Source organism: Okibacterium fritillariae (assembly GCF_052783725.1).
This window is the reverse complement of record NZ_CP199917.1, coordinates 2278733-2294818: the sequence shown is the minus strand read 5'-3', so window position 1 is coordinate 2294818 and position 16086 is coordinate 2278733. Positions and strand designations below refer to the sequence as shown.

Sequence of the window (16086 nt, the reverse complement as noted above, 5' to 3'; positions counted from 1 at the left end):
GCCCTACTCCAGCGGCGGCTGCGGCACGAGGGCGTCCTTCGAGCGCAGGCGGCGGCGCCAGCTCTGACCCTGGGACGCGTTCGCTGCACACACCACGAGCAACAGCCAGCCGGCATCCAGCAGGGCGAAGCTCTCGGCGGCCGACGTGGCGATGACGACCACGAGCACGAGCGCCGGCCACGTGTAGGTGACGACGCGGCGGTTGGAGGCCAACAGCCAGGAGCGCACGAACGCCAAGCCGATGAGCGCGACGAAGGCCAGCAGCCCCACGAGCCCCACCTGCAGGTAGACGTCGAGGAAGGCGTTGAGGCCCGTGGAGTGCCCCTGCGAGAGCGCGAAGTCGATATTGGCGAAGGGCGGGATGCCGGTGCGCCAGAATCCGGCCCACCCCCAGCCCTCGAGGGGATGCACGGGGATGAGCTGCCACATCTGGATCCAGAGCGAGTAGCGGTATTCGAACTCGCTGCCGACGTTCAGCAGGTTGATGACGCGCACGCGCGCGAAATAGGTGGCGACGGCACCCACCACCGTCAGGCCGAGAAGCGCCCACTGCAAGCGCAGCCGCACATCGGGTTTGGCCTTGCGCAGCCCGTAGAGGGCCAACGTGGCGAACAGCAGCACCGTGACGACCAGCCAGGTGACGGGCGAGCCGCTGAAGAGCAGGGCGGCCCCGCCGAGGATCGCCGAGAAGATGAACAAGCCTCGGGTGATGGAGCGCGTGCGCCACTCGATCACGAACGTGACGATGGCGATGAGGGCCACGAAGCCCAGCATGTTGCGCGTGCCGAAGATGCCCTGGATGGGGCCGCCGAGTGCGAGCGCACCGTCGACGCCGAGGAAGCGGAACGGCACGTCGAGGATGAGACCCGACAGTAGCTCGACTCCGAAGGACACGACGAGCAGGAATCGCAGCACCGTGCCGACCGAGCGCACGATCTGGATCAGGTCGCGCGTCAGGACGATGGTGATGCCGAGGAACGCGAAGGCCGCCTGATAGAGCACGCTCGACGCCGTGACCCACTGGTACTCGGTCCAGAACGCCGAGAGGCCGCACCATCCGATGAAGATGAGGATGGAGATGGGCAGCAGGCCGTGCCATTCGATGGCGTCGCGCCGGGCGATGAGGATGCCGATGCCGAGCGCCACGAGGACCACGAGGGCACCGATGAGCCCGGGCCAGCCGATGATCGAGCGGATGGCGGGTGTGGCGAAGGCCAGGCCGAAGGTGATCAGGCTGAACGCGGCCGCCGCGTGCGGGCTCTGAAAAGCCTCGGGCACCTCGCGTACGGCCCGCGGCCCGCGACGATCACTCACGCCGGTTCGACCTCGTAGCGCACGGGGTCGGCGGCTGCGGCATCCGAATCGATCACGGGGTGCTGCTTCGATTTGAGGGCGAAGAGCGTGAGCAGCACCCATCCCGATTCGATGAGGATGCGGCTCTCGGCGAAGCTCTGCACGATGAGCACCGTGATGATGAGCAGCGGCAGCAGGCTGAGCGCCGTGTAGGGCCGGTCGTCGCGGAGGTCGAAGCGGGGCCGGTCGACGGCCAGGAACCACACGCGCCACAGCGTGGCGAACACGACGGCCGCGAAGACGATGACACCCAGGATGCCGAGCTGCAGCCAGACGTCGAGCCAGGCGTTGTGCGCCTGCAGCTGCACGACACCGTGCCGCACCACGAGGGAGTCGAACGGTTTGACCCACGGCACCCACGGGCTCGAGAAACCGAGGCCGAACACGGGGGTCTGGGCCGCGAGCGACTGCACCGTGTCCCAGATCTCGAGTCGGCCCGTGAGGTCGGAACTCTTGCCGAGCAGGCCGAGCAGCGGGCGCGAGAACACCGTGGCGCCGAGAACGAGGCCGGCACCCACGACGACCACGCCGAGGCTCAGGGCGCGCCGGGCGGCGGCCGATGCTGCGTGCCGGAACCCGAGGGCCGCGGCCAGGGCCACCGCGGCGATGGCGGCGGCCACGATCATGGTGCTCGACCGCGTGAGCAGGAACTCGAGCACCGCGAGACCCAGCCAGAACCAGCCGCGGAAGCCGCGCGCGGTCTTGCCGGCCAGCTGCAGCGCAAAAACGATGATGCCGATGAGCGCGATGACGCCCAACAGGTTGGCGTTGCCCACGATGCCCTGGATGCGGTCGCCCGTGAACAGCTCGTTGCGCGACCAGTAGGACAGCGCCGGATGCTTGCCCTCGGTGCCGATCAGCGTGACGGGCAGCAACGGATGCCGCAGCACCACGCTCACGAGCAACTCGAACAGGATCGACAGCCCGAGCACCCACTTGACCGCGGCGCCCAGCGCCCGCAAGACCTCGGGCCAGCTCAGCATGGTGGCCACGAACAGCCCGGCGAATGTGCACACGACGACGCCCAGCAGCGTGAACGCGCTGGCCCCCGGATAGGCCGACCACGCGAGCGACGCGAAGGCGAGCAGCAGATAGGCGATGAGCGACTTGGGCAGGCGCGTCGAATCGATGCGCGGGCGTTGCATGACGAACAAGACGACGAGCCACACCGTGACGGCCACCGCGATGATCGAGAAACCCCACATGGTGAAGGCGTTGCGTAGCGCATCGCCGGCGAAGGCGACGAAGAGCGCGGTCGCGGCGGCGGCCCGAACCTGGAGTCGCCAGGTGCTCTCCGACGCTGGCGGGAGAACACGCGTGCGGGTCATGGGTTCTACGGTAGCGCGTCGAAGCCGTGAGGAGACGGGGGAGGGCATGGGAATCCACCGCCCCGGCGCCCGGCAGCCACGATCATCCGGCGTTTAGACGAACGCGGCCTCGCCAGTGATGGCGCGGCCGACGATGAGCGCGTTCATCTCACGGGTGCCCTCATAGGAGTAGAGCGCCTCGGCATCCGCGAAGAACCGGGCCACGTCGTAGTCGAGCACGATGCCGTTGCCGCCGAAGATCTCGCGCGCCCACGCGACGGTCTCGCGCATGCGAGCGGTGCAGTATGCCTTCGCGAGAGCCGAGTGTTCGTCTCGTTGCGTGCCCGCGTCGTGCATCTCGGAGACGCGCACGCACATGGCGAGCGACGCCGTGATGTTGCCGAGGCACTTCGAGAGCAGGTCCTGGATGAGCTGGTGCGCGGCGATGGGCTTGCCGAACTGGATGCGCTCCTTCGAGTAGCGCACGGCCGCCTCGTAGGCCCCGATGGCGACGCCGACGCTCGACCAGGCCACCCCCGCACGGGTCAGCCGCAGCACGGCCGCCGTGTCGCGGAAGGAGTTGGCGTTCTGCAGGCGCAGGCGCTCGGGCACCCGCACGTTCTCGAGCGTGATGTCGGCGTTCTGCACGGCGCGCAGGCTGATCTTGCCCGCGATCTTGGTGGCCGTGTATCCGGGGGTGTCGGTCGGCACGATGAAACCCAGCACCTTGCCCGTCTCGGCGTCCTTCGCCCAGATGATGGTGATGTCGCTGAAGGTGGCGTTGCCGATCCAGCGCTTTTGGCCGTTCAGCAGCCAGTCTCCCGTGTCGGCGTCGCGCGTCGCGGTGGTGCGCAGGCCCTGCGCGCTGTCGCTGCCCGAGAGGGGTTCGGTCAGGCCGAAGGCGCCGATGATCTCGCCCGACGCGAGTTTGGGCAGCCACTCGGCACGCTGCTCGTCCGAGCCGCAGACGCCGATCGAACCCATGGTGAGGCCGTCTTGCACGCCCAGGAATGTGGCGACCGAGGCATCCACGCGCGAGAGTTCGAGGGCGAGCATCCCCCGGAACACGGCCGAGTTCGCGAACGGCGCGGTCTCGGGCCACGAATAGCGGGCGGCGTCGGTAGCAAAGAGCCCCGGCAGGATGTCATGGGGGAACTCGGCCTTCTCCCACGCCTCGTTCACGACCGGTTTCACCTCGCGTTCGAGGTGCTCGCGCAGGCGGCCGAGCGCCTCGCGCTCATCGTCGGTGAGGGTGGACGCGAAGTCATAGAAATCGCTGGCGAGGGTGTCGAACGGCATGTCGTGCTCCAGTGCTCGAGAGGCGTGATCGGATGCCCGTCGAGGCGACAGCGCGTCGACGAGCGTCACGGTCAGCCTAGGCACGCGATCGCGGGGTGCCTCAATCGCTTGGGTGTTTGGACGAAAGCGTGCGCGAGCCCGCCGGGCGGCTTTGTAGGGTGCCGCCAACCGGGCCGGGTCGGCCGGTCACGCGCGCCGCACCGACTGCGCCCGACTGCGCGCGACCACGTCCGACGTGTTAGCCCGCCAGCTCCCGCATGCGCTCCTCGGCGCTCGGCAGGCTGCGCCCGAAGGTGCGCCGATAGTCGTTCGGTGTGGTGTGCAGCACCTTGACGAAGTGGTGCCGCATGACGGATGCCGAGCCGAAGCCCGACTCCTGGGCCACGCGCTCGAGCCCGTCGTCACCGTGTTCGAGCAGGTGCTGGGCGCGCAGCAACCGCTGGCGGTTGAGCCATGCGGCCGGGGTGGCCCCGAGCTCGGCCCGGAACCGGCGCGCGAACGTGCGCTCCGACATATGCGCCTTCTGCGCCAGTAGCTCGACGGGCAGTTCCTCGGCCAGGTTCTCGAGCATCCAGTCGGTCACGGCCGCCAGCGAGTCGCTCGCCCGAGTGGGCACGGGGTAGGGGATGTATTGGGCCTGGCCCCCGTCGCGGTGCGGCGGCACGACCATGCGACGCGCGATGACGTTGGCCGCGGCCTGGCCGTGTTCGCGCCGCACGAGGTGCAGGCACGCGTCGATGCCGGCCGCGGTGCCGGCGCCCGTGATGACGCCGCGGTCCTCGATGTAGAGCACGTTGGGATCGACCTCGGTGAGGGGAAACTGGGTGGCCAGGCGCGCGCTGTGGTCCCAGTGCGTGGTGCTGCGGCGTCCGTCGAGCAGCCCCGCCTCGGCCAGCACGAACGCGCCCGTGCAGAGGCTCAGCACCCAGGCGCCGCGGGCCTCGGCGCGGCGCAGCAGGTCGAGGGATGCCTCGTCGATCGAATTCGCGACCGAGGTCATGTTCGCGACCACGGCGATGAGGTCGGCGTCCTCGGCCGCCTCGAGCCCGTGCTCGACCGTGATGTCGAAGCCCAGGCTCGTGCGAATGGGGCCGGGGTGGGCGGTGACGACCGTGAAATCGAACGGGGGAGCGCCTTCGCGGGTGCGGTCGATGCCGAAGACCTCGCACACGACGCCGAACTCGAACGGGGCGACGCCGGGGGCCACGAGCAGGGCGACTTTTCTCAGCATGGGTGGTCCGTTCGTCGAATGGCAGGAATAACGCGAAGTGTGGCAACTCTGCCACTCGTGGCAGAAAAGCGCAAGGAGAAGGATTACTGCCATGACCTCCTCCTTCCTTCTCCTCGCCGGGCTCGGCGTCCTCGCCCTCACCGCCTCGGCCTACACGATCGTCGACCTCCTGCGGGACGGGTATCGCCGCCGGGCAACCCTCAACGGACCGGAACCCGACCGCACGATGCCGCGCTCACCGGAGCGCTCGCCGGAGAGCCTGTCCGACTCCGCTGTCGGCCGTCCCCGCTTCCCCGCCCGCGATAAGGTAGCGAGGAAAACGTCGACGTCCTCCGCGGCGAAAGCGGCCGCGCGCCGCACCGCTCGGGCGTCGCATCACGCGATGGAGGGCGAATGACCTGGTTGGTCACCGGCGGTGCCGGATATATCGGAGCTCATGTGGTTCGAGCATTCCAACGGGAGGGCATCGGGGTCGTCGTCCTCGACGATCTCTCGTCGGGCCATGAGCGCTTCGTGCCGGCCGATGTGCCGTTCGTGCGGGGCAGCATCCTCGACGGCGCCCTTGTGCTCGACACCCTGCAGAAGCACCAGATCACGGGCGTCGTGCACGTCGCGGGTTACAAATACGCCGGCGTCTCGGTACAGCGCCCCCTGCACACCTATGAGCAGAACGTCACGGGAACGCAGGTGCTGCTCGCCGCCATGGACGAAGCGGATGTCTCGAGCATCGTCTTCTCGTCGAGCGCCGCCGTCTATGGCACGCCCGACACCGACCTCGTCACCGAGGACACCCCCAAGAACCCCCAGTCGCCCTATGGCGAGTCGAAGCTCATCGGCGAGTGGCTGCTGCGCGACCAGGGCGTGGCCCGCGGCCTCGCCCACACGAGCCTGCGCTACTTCAACGTGGTCGGGTCGGGCTATCCCGATGTCTACGACACGAGCCCCCACAACCTGTTCCCGCTGGTGTTCGAGGCGCTGCTCGAGGGGCGCACCCCGAAGATCAACGGCAACGACTACCCGACCGCCGACGGCACCTGCGAGCGTGACTACATCCACGTGGCCGATCTCGCGACCTCGCACGTGGCCGCCGCGAAGCGCCTCGACGCCGGTCAGAGCATCGAGCCCGTCTACAACCTGGGTTCGGGCGACGGCGCCTCGGTCGGCCAGATCATGTCGACGGTCGCTCAGGTGACGGGCATCGCTTTCGAGCCCGAGATCACCCCGCGCCGCCCGGGCGACCCGGCCCGCATCGTGGCCTCCGGCGAGAAGGCCGCGCGTGACCTCCACTGGACCATGCGGCACACGCTCGCTGAGATGGTCGAATCCGCCTGGTCGGCCCGCAAGGCCTCCGCCGTGGCCGACGACGCCGCGGAATAACGAGTCGTGCTCGGATGTCTCGCGAGGGGCATCCGGGCCGCGACACGCCGATGAACCCTCAACAACTCTCCATCCGAACTTGAGGGTTTACTATCCGCGACTTGACGGCAGGGTAATGACAACGGTGTAATTATGTCGAGGCACCGGTCGGTGCATAGGGGATTTTCACCAGAAAGGGGCAGCCATGGCACCCGAGTATCGCGCTGGCGTCCCCGACGACTGGTTCGTCGATCCCGTTCAGCTCGGCGTGCCCGGGGTGCGCAAGCCCGTCGAGGACGACGCGCTCGCCTGGCAGACCGATTCGCTCTGCGCGCAGACCGACCCCGAGGCCTTCTTCCCTGAAAAGGGCGGCTCGACCCGCGATGCCAAGCGCATCTGCTCGAGCTGCGAAGTGCGCTCGCAGTGCCTCGAATACGCTCTCGAAAACGACGAGCGCTTCGGAATCTGGGGCGGCCTCTCCGAGCGCGAGCGCCGCAAGCTCAAGAAGCGCGCGGGCTAACAGCGCGCTTTCGGCGGGGCGGCGAATGTAAGCCACGCCACCGCGCCTGACGGGTGCAACCAGAACGCGAGCTTAGGGTTGAGCCGATGTCTCCCCGAGTAACAGCGATCATCGTCGTCCACGACGGAACAGGTCCCACCGCGTCCCCCCGTGCACACGACCCCGCCGACGACCAGCGGCACCTTCGTCGTACCCTCGACGCCCTCGCGGCGCAGACGCGTCGGCCCGACAACGTGATCGTCGTCGCCTGCGCCACGCCCGAGGCGGAGCTCGAGCTCGTGCGCCGCGCCGTGCCCGATCGCATCGTCACCTCGAACGACCGCTTGTCCTTCGGCCAGGCGGTGGCCGCGGGTCTGCGCGTCGCCGAGCCGCCCACCTCCGACGACGACTTCCTCTGGCTGCTGGCCCAGGACACGGCGCCCGAACCCGAGGCGCTCGCCCGCCTCGTCGGTTCGCTCGAGGTCTCGCCCTCGGTGGCCGTCGCCGCCCCCAAGAACGTGGATTGGCCCGACGGCTCGACGCTCGTCTCCTTCGGTCAATCGATGACCCCCTTCGGCACGACCGTCGAGCTGGTCGAGAACGAACTCGACCAGGGACAACACGACACCGCGAGCGACGTCCTGGGCGCCGCTCCCGCGGGTCTGCTCGTGCGCCACCGCGTCTGGGACGAGGTCGGCGGCTTCGACCCCGGGCTGCCCACGACCGACGACGGCCTCGACTTCTCCACGCGCGTGCGCCTGGCGGGACACCGCGTCGCGCTCGTGCCCGACGCCGTCATCCTCACGGCCGGTGACGGTGTCGCGGGCCCCAACCGCTCGACGCGTGCGCACGCCCGTCGCCGTCGCGCCCGTGCCGCCCGCACCGCCCAGCTGCACCGCCGCCTCGTCTATGCGCCCACCGCCGTCGTCTGGCTGCACTGGCTGAGCCTCGTTCCGCTCGCCGTGCTGCGCGCCGTCTGGCGCCTACTCTCGAAAACCCCCGAGTTCGTCGGCGGCGAGCTCGCGGCCGCCTTCGTCACGGCCTTCGGCGGCACCAAAGTGCTCGCGGGCCGCAAACGCCTGAAGAACGGCAAGACGGTCGGATGGTCGTCGGTGCAACCGCTCCGTCTGCCCTTCGCCGAGGTGCGCCGTCGCCGCCGCCTGAGCCGCGAGGCCGGCCAGGTCGTCTACACGGTCGAGCGCAGCGAACTCCGCTTCTTCTCGGGCGGAGCGGCGTGGGTCGTGCTCGCCTCCGCTCTCGGGGGCGTCATCGCGTTCTTCAACCTGCTGCCCGCGACGGCCCTGCAGGGCGGTGGACTGCTGCCCCTGTCCGAGCAGGTCCCCCAGCTGTGGCAGCACATCGGCTATGGCTGGCGCGACATCGGGCTCGGCTTCGTCGGTGCGGCGGACCCGTTCTCGGCCGTGCTCGCGGTGCTCGGGTCGATCACGTTCTGGGAGCCCTCCTACGCGCTCGTGCTGCTGTGGCTGCTGGCCTTCCCGCTCGCCACCCTCGGCGCGTGGTTCGCCGCCACCCGTCTCACCGAGCGCAGCGGCTACCGCATCTTCGCGGCCATCGTGTGGACGCTCGCCCCCACCTTCCTGTCGTCGCTCGCCGACGGTCGCCCGGCCGCCGTGCTCGTGCACCTCCTCCTGCCGTGGCTGTTCTATGTCGGAGCCGTCGTGGCACGCTCCTGGGCCTCTGCCGGCACGGCCTCGCTTCTGCTCGCGGCAACGGTCGCCGCGGCGCCCTCGCTCGCGCCCGCCATGGCCGTCTTGTGGGTGCTCGCGCTCATCCTGTCGCGCAAGGCCATCGTGCGGGTGGTGTGGACGATCATCCCCACCGCCGCGTTGTTCGCGCCGCTCTTGTGGCAGCAGGGCATCGTGGGCGGCACCTGGCTGCGCCTACTGGCGGATCCGGGTGTGCCCATCCTCGGCCCGCAGCCGACCGGATGGCAGCTCGCCCTCGGTTTCCCGGCCGGTGACGAGGGCGGATGGCTGGCGTTCGGCGAGTCCCTCGGACTGCCCGCCGAGGTGCTGCACGTGCTCGTGCCCGTGCTGCTCGCGCCCCTCGCGCTCCTCGCCCTGGCCGCCCTGTTCCTGCGCGGCAGCGTGCGCGCGGCCGTGCTGCTCTTCGTGGGGCTGCTCGGCCTCGCCACCGCGGTCGGCGCCTCGCACCTCATGCTCACATTCGTCGGATCGTTCAACACCTCGGTGTGGGCCGGCCCCGCGCTCAGCCTCTACTGGATCGGCCTCGTGGGCGCGGCCGTCGTCGGCCTCGACAGCCTGCGCCGGGCCGGCCGTGCGCCCGCCGTCGTCTCGGCGCTGCTGCTCGCCGCCGTCGCCGTGCCCCTCGTCGCCGCCGGCGCCCTCGGCACCTCGGTCGTGCAGCGCACCGACGGCCGCACCCTGCCCGCCTATGTGGCCGCGGCCGCCGCCCAGGAGCCCCGCGCCGGAACCCTCATCCTCACGCCCCAGCCCGACGGTGGCCTCGCGGCTCAGCTCGTGCGCGGAGCCGGAGAGACGCTCGACCGGCAGTCCACGATCGTGAGCACCGACCCCGTGGTCGAGGACGACGATCTGCGCCTGGCCACCCTCGCGGGCAACCTGGTGTCGCAGTCGGGCTACGACCTGCAGGCGGGCCTGGCCGAGAACGGCATCCGCTTCATCCTCGTCGCGCCGCCCGCCACCAACCGCGGCGAATCGGCGACCACACGTTCCGAAGAGCTGCGCGTGCGCGCGATCTCGGCCCTCGACGGCAACGCCCAGCTGGCTCACGTCGGTGAAACAGGGCGCGGGATGCTGTGGCGCAACGACGGCGAGGCCACCACGGGCCCGGCCCCCGAGACGGCCCCGCTCTGGTCGAACATCGTGCTCATCGGCACGGGCGTCGTATTCCTCATCGCGCTGCTGCTGTCGATCCCCACCGCGGCGTCGCGCCGTGCCACCGAGTCGACGCCCCGCACGGTCGGCCGCCGCGACCGTATCCGCCCCGAACGCCGCCGCCGCCGGGCCAAGAAGCCCGCGGTGGATGCCACCGAGGTGGGTGTGACAGCCGCGGGCACCCAGCATCCGGAGCCCATCGAGGTTGCCGCAGAGGATCTGCCGGACGACCGGACGGTGGCAGACGCCCCCGACGAAGACCGAACCGCCGAGCGAGAGGAACACCCCCGTGGCTAACACACGTCGCGCGGCAGCCGTGGGCGGCCGCATCGTCTCGGGCGTCGTCGGCCTCGCCCTCGCCGGAGCCGCCGTCTTCGCCGCGGGAACGGTGCAGCTGCCCGACCTCGGTCGCGAGGCGCCGCGCACCTCGATCACGCCCGAGGGCGCGAGCCAGCTGCGCGCGTGCGCCGGCCCGCTGCTGCAGCTCGCCTCGACCGATACGGCCCTCGCGGCCGTGCAATCGATCGGGGCCGCCAACACCACGCTCTCCGGTCGCGATGCCGCCCAGGAGCCCCTGGCCTCGCCCGACAACACGTCCGGCGATGCGTCGGGCCTGCCCCTGCGACTCACCGCACCCACCGACGACAGCTCCGACGCGGCCGCGCTGCTCGCGGGCGCGCAATCGCAATTCGCCGACCAGGAGAACGTCTTCGGGGCCGCGGCCGCCGATTGCGCCGAACCGTCCGCGAACAGCTGGGTCGTCGCCGGGTCGACCGAGGTCGGCCGCACCAGCCTGCTCGTGCTCACCAACCCCACGGCCCAGGATGCCGTCGTCGACCTCGAGTTCTCGGGCGAGAACGGTCCCATCCAGGCGCCCGGCTCGCAGGGCATCATCGTGCAGACCGGACAGCAGAAGGTCTTCTCCCTCGCCGCCTTCGCGCCCAATGTGGTCATGCCCGTCGTGCACGTGACGACGCGCGGCGGACAGGTCAGCGCCGTCATCCAGCAATCGGTCGTGCGCGGCTTGACCCCGACGGGTGTCGACTGGGCCGGTGCGACGGTTGCTCCGCGCACCGAGGTCACGATCCCCGGCTTCGTCGTTCCGGGCGATATCCCCGCTTCGGCGAATGACGACGCCTACGACGACCAGGCCCCCGTCATCCGTGTCTTCGTGCCGGGGGAGGACGACGCCGACGTGGCGCTCAACTTCATCGGCGAGGGCGACGACCAGAATGCGCCGGCTCCGCTCAGCGTCACGGTGCCGCACCAGTCGGCGGGCGAGATCAACCTCGCGAGCCTCGACCCCGGCAACTACACCATCGTGCTCACGTCGACGCAGCCGCTCGTGGCCGCCGGGCGCTCGACCGCCGTCGCGGGCGACAAGAGCGACTTCACGTGGTCACCCGCCTCGGATGCCCTGGGCGCGGCCGCCTCGTTCGCCGTGCCCGCCGGGCAGAACCCCGTGTTGCACCTCTCGAACCCGGGATCGACGGCGCTCGACGCGACACTGGATGGTGGCGGCGAGAACCGTTCGCTCACCGTGATGCCCGGCACCGCCGTGACCGTGCCGCTGACCGAGAATTCGGGTTACACGTTGACGGGGGCCGTCGGGGCCTTCGGGCGCGTCGTCTATTCGGGGGACCGCGGAATCGCGGGCTTCTCGATCGCGCCGACCAATCCGGCCGCCGACACCGTCACGGTCTACGTGCGCTGATCGCCGCTCCACGCGGGGCGGATCGAGCGGCGTGCGTGACCCGAGCGGGTTGTGCGGTCTGAGCGCCTGGTGACTCTTTAGAGGAAGCGGAACCGCTCGGGGCCCAGGTCCCACGGGTCGCGGCCGAGCATCTCGGCCGTGGCGCGGAACACGCAGCTCTCGATCATCATGCGCTGGTGCAGCTCGTCGTCGCGGTGCAGGCGGCTGAGACGCTGGATGGGCAGCCGATAGAGCACGATGCGCCGCGCCGCCGGGAACGTGGCCCAGCGGGGGACGCCGCCGCCCTCGGGCGCCTCGGCGGGCATGGGCGCCACCTCGTAACGCACGTTCGACAGCTCTTCGGGCCAGGAGCCGCGCAGGAATTCGGCCGTCGACGCGACCGTCGAGTCGAACAGGTCGAGGCGGTTCTGCAACATGGGCAGGTGCGGCCCGGTGACCGCGCTGCGGCCCGAGCGCCCATGCCGGTCGTGTCGCACCGCGCGCTGGGAGGCGTTGCGCTCGGGGTAGGAGCTTCCCCGGGTTTGTCTGGCCATGCATCCAGTGTAGGCCGCTGTCAGGCACAGCCCGGCCCCCAGCTTGTACGCTGTCTGACTGTGACCGAACGACTCTGCACCAAGGTGGGATGCCGCCGCCCGGCCGTCGCCACGCTCACGTACGATTATTCGGATTCCCTGGTCGTCGTCGGTCCGCTCGGCCTCACGCCCGACCCGCACAGCTACGACCTGTGCGCGCTGCACGCCGACCGCCTGAGTGTTCCCCAGGGGTGGTCCGTCATACGCCATGCGTCGATGCGAGAATAAGACCATGAGCATCGCAACCCCCGACGTGGCCACGAGCCCCGCATTCAAAGTCGCCGACATCTCGCTGGCCGAGTCCGGCCGCCACCAGATCCGCCTCGCCGAAAACGAGATGCCGGGCCTGATGTCCCTGCGCGAGGAGTTCGGCCCCTCGCAGCCGCTCGCCGGCGCCCGCATCGCCGGTTCGCTGCACATGACCGTGCAGACCGCCGTGCTGATCGAGACCCTCGTCGCGCTCGGCGCGCAGGTGCGCTGGGCCAGCTGCAACATCTTCTCGACGCAAGACGAGGCCGCCGCAGCCATCGCCGTCGGTCCCACGGGCACGCCCGCCGAGCCCGCCGGCGTGCCGGTCTTCGCTTGGAAGGGCGAGACGCTCGACGAGTACTGGTGGTGCACCGATCGCATCTTCGACTGGAGCGCGGAAGCCTCCGCCCAGGGTGCCGACTTCACGGGCCCCAACCTCATCCTCGACGACGGCGGCGACGCCACGCTGCTCGTGCACAAGGGCCGCGAGTTCGAGCTCGCCGGCGCCGTGCCCGAGACGACGGATGCCGACAGCCACGAGTACTCGGTCATCCTGGGTCTCCTGCGCCGCTCGCTCGCCACGTCCACCGACCGCTGGACCACGGTCGCCGCCGAGTTGCAGGGCGTCACCGAAGAAACCACCACGGGTGTGCACCGCCTCTACGAGCTGGCGCGCAACAGCGAGCTGCTCTTCCCGGCCATCAACGTCAACGACTCGGTGACGAAGTCGAAGTTCGACAACAAGTACGGCATCCGCCACTCGCTGCCCGACGGCCTCAACCGCGCCACCGACGTGCTCATCGGCGGCAAGGTCGCGTTCGTCGTGGGCTACGGCGACGTGGGCAAGGGTGCCGCCGAGGCTCTGCGCGGCCAGGGTGCGCGCGTCATCGTCTCCGAGGTCGACCCGATCTGCGCCCTGCAGGCGGCCATGGATGGCTACCAGGTCGCGCGCCTCGAATCGGTCGTGTCCGAGGTCGACATCTTCGTGACCGGCACGGGCAACCTGGGTGTCATCCGCCCCGAGCACATGCTCGAGATGAAGCACCTCGCCATCGTCGCCAACGTCGGTCACTTCGACAACGAGATCGACATGACGGGCCTCGAGAAGATCGAGGGCGTCGAGAAGGTCGAGATCAAGCCGCAGGTGCACGAGTGGCGCCTGCCGACCGGCCGCAGCATCCTGGTGCTGTCCGAGGGCCGCCTGATGAACCTCGGCAACGCCACCGGCCACCCGTCGTTCGTCATGAGCAACTCGTTCACCAACCAGGTGCTCGCTCAGATCGAGCTGTGGGTGTCGAACGACAACTACCCGATCGGTGTCTACGTGCTGCCGAAGCACCTCGACGAGAAGGTCGCGCGTCTGCACCTCGACGCGCTGGGTGTCGAGCTCACCGAGCTGAGCCCCGAGCAGGCCGCCTACATCGGCGTGTCGGTCGAGGGCCCCTACAAGGTCGACCACTACCGCTACTAAGCGATCGTGAGGGCGGGCGTCTGGCTGAGAGCCGGGCGCCCGTTCGTCATTAACAGATGAAGGTTCTCGTCCATCGTTCGCACGAGGGTTCCGGCCGGGAGGCGCTCGCGCGTTGGCACGGCGGTGAGCCTGTGCGCGGGGCTGGCTCAGCGGGCAGGCCTAGCGGTCGGGAAAGTCGTGCGGCAGCCCGCGGAGGGCGGGTTCGAGGCGCGCGAGCCGCTGCTTCTCGAGGTGCAGGGCGGCGAACTCGCGATCGCGGCGGAGCGCCGATACCCCCGCGAGGAAGATCTCGGGAGCCACGGGTGGCACGGGGGAGACGTAGGCGGAGACCTCCGCTGCCAGCTCGTAGCCCCGGCGGGCCCGCGATTCGGGGGTCAGCTTGTCGGCCTCGCGCAGGTATTGCGCCACGCGGCGCGCCAAGGGGTCTGGCAGGCGACCCACGTCGGCGAGAGGCGCCCATCGGGCCAGCTGGGGCGGCAGGCCGAGGGCGGGGTCGGGGATGCGCGGCACGCGTTCGTGTTGCGAGTAGGTGCCGGCGAGCAGATCGCCGAGGCGTTTCGATCGCTCCGAGAGCAGACCCGTGATCGCGGCGACACCGCCGAACGTGAGGTAGATCTCAAAGAAGCCGACGAGGGCTCGGATGAGGGCGTGGCGGAACGATGTGGCGCCCCCGTCATCCCGCACGATGCGCGCGCCGATGATCAGGCGGCCGAGCGAGCGCCCGTGCGTGACGGTCTCGACGACGCACGGAACGATGACCGTGGAGGTGACGAGGATGACCGAGGACAGCGCGGCCACGGCGGCCTGATCGAGCTCGACCGCGACGCTCGCCGCGCCGAGCAGCAGGAACCCTCCGAGCAGCAGCAGACCGCTCACGAGAACGTCGACGATATCGCCGACCGCCCGCAGCATGAAGCCCGTGGGCCGCACCTCGAGGGCGACGGCCTCACCCGTGATGAGTTCGGAGCCGGGATCGACGCGCGAGCGGGACCCGCCCCCGGGGGTGTAACTCGACGCCGACATGAATAGTATCTAAGCAGATGGATCTGGATGCCTACACCGCCGCCCACCGACAGGAGTGGGACCGACTCGACGCCCTCGGCGCGAAGCGGTCCTTCAGCGGTGCCGAAGCCGACGAGCTGATCGAGCACTACCAGGCCGGCGCCACCCAGCTGTCACAGATCGCCAGCGTCGCCGGCTCGAGCGTGCAGGGGGCCCGGCTGAGTGTCTCGCTGTCGCGGGCGCGCATGCGGTTCACCGCGGCATCCAGCAACGTGCTCAGTCAATTGCCGCGCTTCTTCGTCGTGCAGCTGCCGGCCGCGCTCTACCAGCTGCGCTGGCTCACGCTCATCGTCGCGCTCGTCACGGTGGTCGTCGCCGCCCTGTGGTCGTTCTGGGTGCTGAACGACCCGCAGGTGCTCGCCAATTTCGGCACCGACGCCCAGTTGCAGAAGATCGCCAACGACGAGTTCATCAACTACTACTCCGAGAACCCGGCGGCCTCCTTCGCTGGCCAGGTCTGGACCAACAACGCCTGGATCGCCGCGCAGTGCATCGCGTTCGGCGTGACGGGCATCTGGGTGCCCTACATCATCCTGCAGAACGCCCAGGGCCTCGGCACGACCTCCGCCGTGCTGTTCAGCCAGGGCGAGGCCGACACCTTCTTCCTCTACATCGCGCCGCACGGGCTGCTCGAGCTCACGAGCGTGTTCGTGGCCGCGGCCGCCGGCCTGCGCATCTTCTGGGCCTGGGTGGCGCCCGGCGGCCTGCCCCGCGCGGTGTCGCTCGCGCGCCAGGCCCGCTCCATGTTCACGGTCGTGATCGGGCTCGTGCTGTCGCTGTTCGTCTCGGGCATCATCGAGGGGTTCGTCACGCCGCAGCCGTGGCCGTGGCCCGTGAAGATCGGCATCGGGGCGCTCGCGCTGGCCGCGTTCCTGGCCTACATGCTCGTTCTCGGGCGGCGCGCCGTCCGGGCGGGCGAGACGGGTGATCTGTCGGCCTTCGAGGCGGGCGCCGAGCGCATCTACGCGGCCTAGGAGCCGGGACGCACGACAGCTTCCTGCGCCGCTGTGCCGCTGTGCCGCTGTGCCGCTGTGCCGCTGTGCCGCTGTGCCGCTGTGCCGCTGTGCCGCCTCGAGCAGAAAAGCGCAGCGGCT

General features: G+C 70.0%; 14 protein-coding genes. 8 read left to right on the top strand and 6 right to left on the bottom strand.

Features of this window, described 5'->3' with window-relative positions; translation table 11 throughout:
- Positions 1–3 precede the first annotated feature (3 nt).
- The 4 genes from ACUWEX_RS10585 to ACUWEX_RS10570 all read right to left on the bottom strand — a co-directional run bounded on the left by ACUWEX_RS10585 (position 4) and on the right by ACUWEX_RS10570 (position 5190).
- Positions 4–1314, bottom strand: coding sequence for an O-antigen ligase family protein (locus ACUWEX_RS10585; RefSeq protein ID WP_445996208.1), 1311 nt, complete (start codon positions 1312–1314; stop codon positions 4–6).
- Positions 1311–2681 carry an O-antigen ligase family protein gene (locus tag ACUWEX_RS10580; RefSeq protein ID WP_159449527.1) on the bottom strand — a complete coding sequence of 457 codons (1371 nt, stop codon included), beginning with the start codon at positions 2679–2681 and terminating at the stop codon, positions 1311–1313. Before ACUWEX_RS10580 ends, ACUWEX_RS10585 begins: the two co-directional genes overlap by 4 nt.
- 93 nt (positions 2682–2774) lie before the next feature.
- Entirely contained in the window at positions 2775–3959 is a 1185-nt protein-coding gene (locus tag ACUWEX_RS10575; protein ID WP_079728277.1) for an acyl-CoA dehydrogenase family protein, read from the bottom strand.
- A gap of 238 nt (positions 3960–4197) precedes the next feature.
- Positions 4198–5190, bottom strand: coding sequence for a GlxA family transcriptional regulator (locus tag ACUWEX_RS10570; protein WP_079728278.1), 993 nt, complete (start codon positions 5188–5190; stop codon positions 4198–4200).
- Positions 5191–5281: 91 nt separating this feature from the next.
- Between ACUWEX_RS10570 and ACUWEX_RS10565 the strand changes: the two genes are divergently transcribed.
- The 5 genes from ACUWEX_RS10565 to ACUWEX_RS10545 all read left to right on the top strand — a co-directional run bounded on the left by ACUWEX_RS10565 (position 5282) and on the right by ACUWEX_RS10545 (position 11638).
- A complete protein-coding gene (locus ACUWEX_RS10565; RefSeq protein WP_445996207.1) occupies positions 5282–5587 on the top strand; it encodes a hypothetical protein in 306 nt (101 codons plus the stop codon).
- Positions 5584–6567: a UDP-glucose 4-epimerase GalE gene (gene galE, locus ACUWEX_RS10560; RefSeq protein WP_445996206.1), complete on the top strand. Its 984-nt coding sequence runs from the start codon at positions 5584–5586 to the stop codon at positions 6565–6567. The genes ACUWEX_RS10565 and galE overlap by 4 nt, the downstream gene beginning before the upstream one ends.
- 184 nt (positions 6568–6751) lie before the next feature.
- Positions 6752–7066, top strand: coding sequence for a WhiB family transcriptional regulator (locus ACUWEX_RS10555; RefSeq protein ID WP_077055305.1), 315 nt, complete (start codon positions 6752–6754; stop codon positions 7064–7066).
- A gap of 86 nt (positions 7067–7152) precedes the next feature.
- Complete coding sequence (locus ACUWEX_RS10550) at positions 7153–10221, top strand: glycosyltransferase (RefSeq protein ID WP_445996205.1); 3069 nt, start codon at positions 7153–7155, stop codon at positions 10219–10221.
- Positions 10214–11638, top strand: coding sequence for a DUF5719 family protein (locus ACUWEX_RS10545; RefSeq protein ID WP_143785461.1), 1425 nt, complete (start codon positions 10214–10216; stop codon positions 11636–11638). Before ACUWEX_RS10550 ends, ACUWEX_RS10545 begins: the two co-directional genes overlap by 8 nt.
- Before the next feature lie 77 nt (positions 11639–11715).
- Here the strand turns inward: ACUWEX_RS10545 and ACUWEX_RS10540 are convergent, their stop codons facing one another.
- Positions 11716–12171 (bottom strand): metallopeptidase family protein, encoded by a 456-nt coding sequence (locus tag ACUWEX_RS10540; RefSeq protein ID WP_445996204.1) that lies wholly within the window; start codon positions 12169–12171, stop codon positions 11716–11718.
- Positions 12172–12231: 60 nt separating this feature from the next.
- Between ACUWEX_RS10540 and ACUWEX_RS10535 the strand changes: the two genes are divergently transcribed.
- Together ACUWEX_RS10535 and ahcY are read left to right on the top strand one after the other, a co-directional pair.
- Positions 12232–12438, top strand: a complete 207-nt coding sequence (locus ACUWEX_RS10535; protein WP_077055309.1) for a DUF3499 family protein — start codon at positions 12232–12234, stop codon at positions 12436–12438.
- 4 nt (positions 12439–12442) lie between these two features.
- Positions 12443–13930 (top strand): adenosylhomocysteinase, encoded by a 1488-nt coding sequence (ahcY, locus tag ACUWEX_RS10530; RefSeq protein ID WP_445996203.1) that lies wholly within the window; start codon positions 12443–12445, stop codon positions 13928–13930.
- 159 nt (positions 13931–14089) lie between these two features.
- Here ahcY and ACUWEX_RS10525 read toward each other — a convergent pair whose 3' ends face one another.
- Positions 14090–14953 carry an RDD family protein gene (locus ACUWEX_RS10525; protein WP_079728284.1) on the bottom strand — a complete coding sequence of 288 codons (864 nt, stop codon included), beginning with the start codon at positions 14951–14953 and terminating at the stop codon, positions 14090–14092.
- 17 nt (positions 14954–14970) lie between these two features.
- On the opposite strand from ACUWEX_RS10525, the gene ACUWEX_RS10520 reads away from it, so the two are divergent.
- The gene (locus tag ACUWEX_RS10520; protein WP_079728285.1) at positions 14971–15966 is read left to right on the top strand and encodes a stage II sporulation protein M; all 996 of its coding nucleotides are present in this window, start codon (positions 14971–14973) and stop codon (positions 15964–15966) included.
- Positions 15967–16086 lie beyond the last annotated feature (120 nt).

Coding starts and splice junctions, on each gene's coding strand:
- ACUWEX_RS10570 (WP_079728278.1), bottom strand. CDS start 5,190: ATGCTGAGAAAAGTCGCCCTGCTCGTGGCCCCCGGCGTCGCCCCGTTC.
- ACUWEX_RS10565 (WP_445996207.1), top strand. CDS start 5,282: ATGACCTCCTCCTTCCTTCTCCTCGCCGGGCTCGGCGTCCTCGCCCTC.
- ahcY (WP_445996203.1), top strand. CDS start 12,443: ATGAGCATCGCAACCCCCGACGTGGCCACGAGCCCCGCATTCAAAGTC.
- ACUWEX_RS10525 (WP_079728284.1), bottom strand. CDS start 14,953: ATGTCGGCGTCGAGTTACACCCCCGGGGGCGGGTCCCGCTCGCGCGTC.
- ACUWEX_RS10540 (WP_445996204.1), bottom strand. CDS start 12,171: ATGGCCAGACAAACCCGGGGAAGCTCCTACCCCGAGCGCAACGCCTCC.
- galE (WP_445996206.1), top strand. CDS start 5,584: ATGACCTGGTTGGTCACCGGCGGTGCCGGATATATCGGAGCTCATGTG.
- ACUWEX_RS10555 (WP_077055305.1), top strand. CDS start 6,752: ATGGCACCCGAGTATCGCGCTGGCGTCCCCGACGACTGGTTCGTCGAT.
- ACUWEX_RS10550 (WP_445996205.1), top strand. CDS start 7,153: ATGTCTCCCCGAGTAACAGCGATCATCGTCGTCCACGACGGAACAGGT.
- ACUWEX_RS10580 (WP_159449527.1), bottom strand. CDS start 2,681: ATGACCCGCACGCGTGTTCTCCCGCCAGCGTCGGAGAGCACCTGGCGA.
- ACUWEX_RS10520 (WP_079728285.1), top strand. CDS start 14,971: ATGGATCTGGATGCCTACACCGCCGCCCACCGACAGGAGTGGGACCGA.
- ACUWEX_RS10575 (WP_079728277.1), bottom strand. CDS start 3,959: ATGCCGTTCGACACCCTCGCCAGCGATTTCTATGACTTCGCGTCCACC.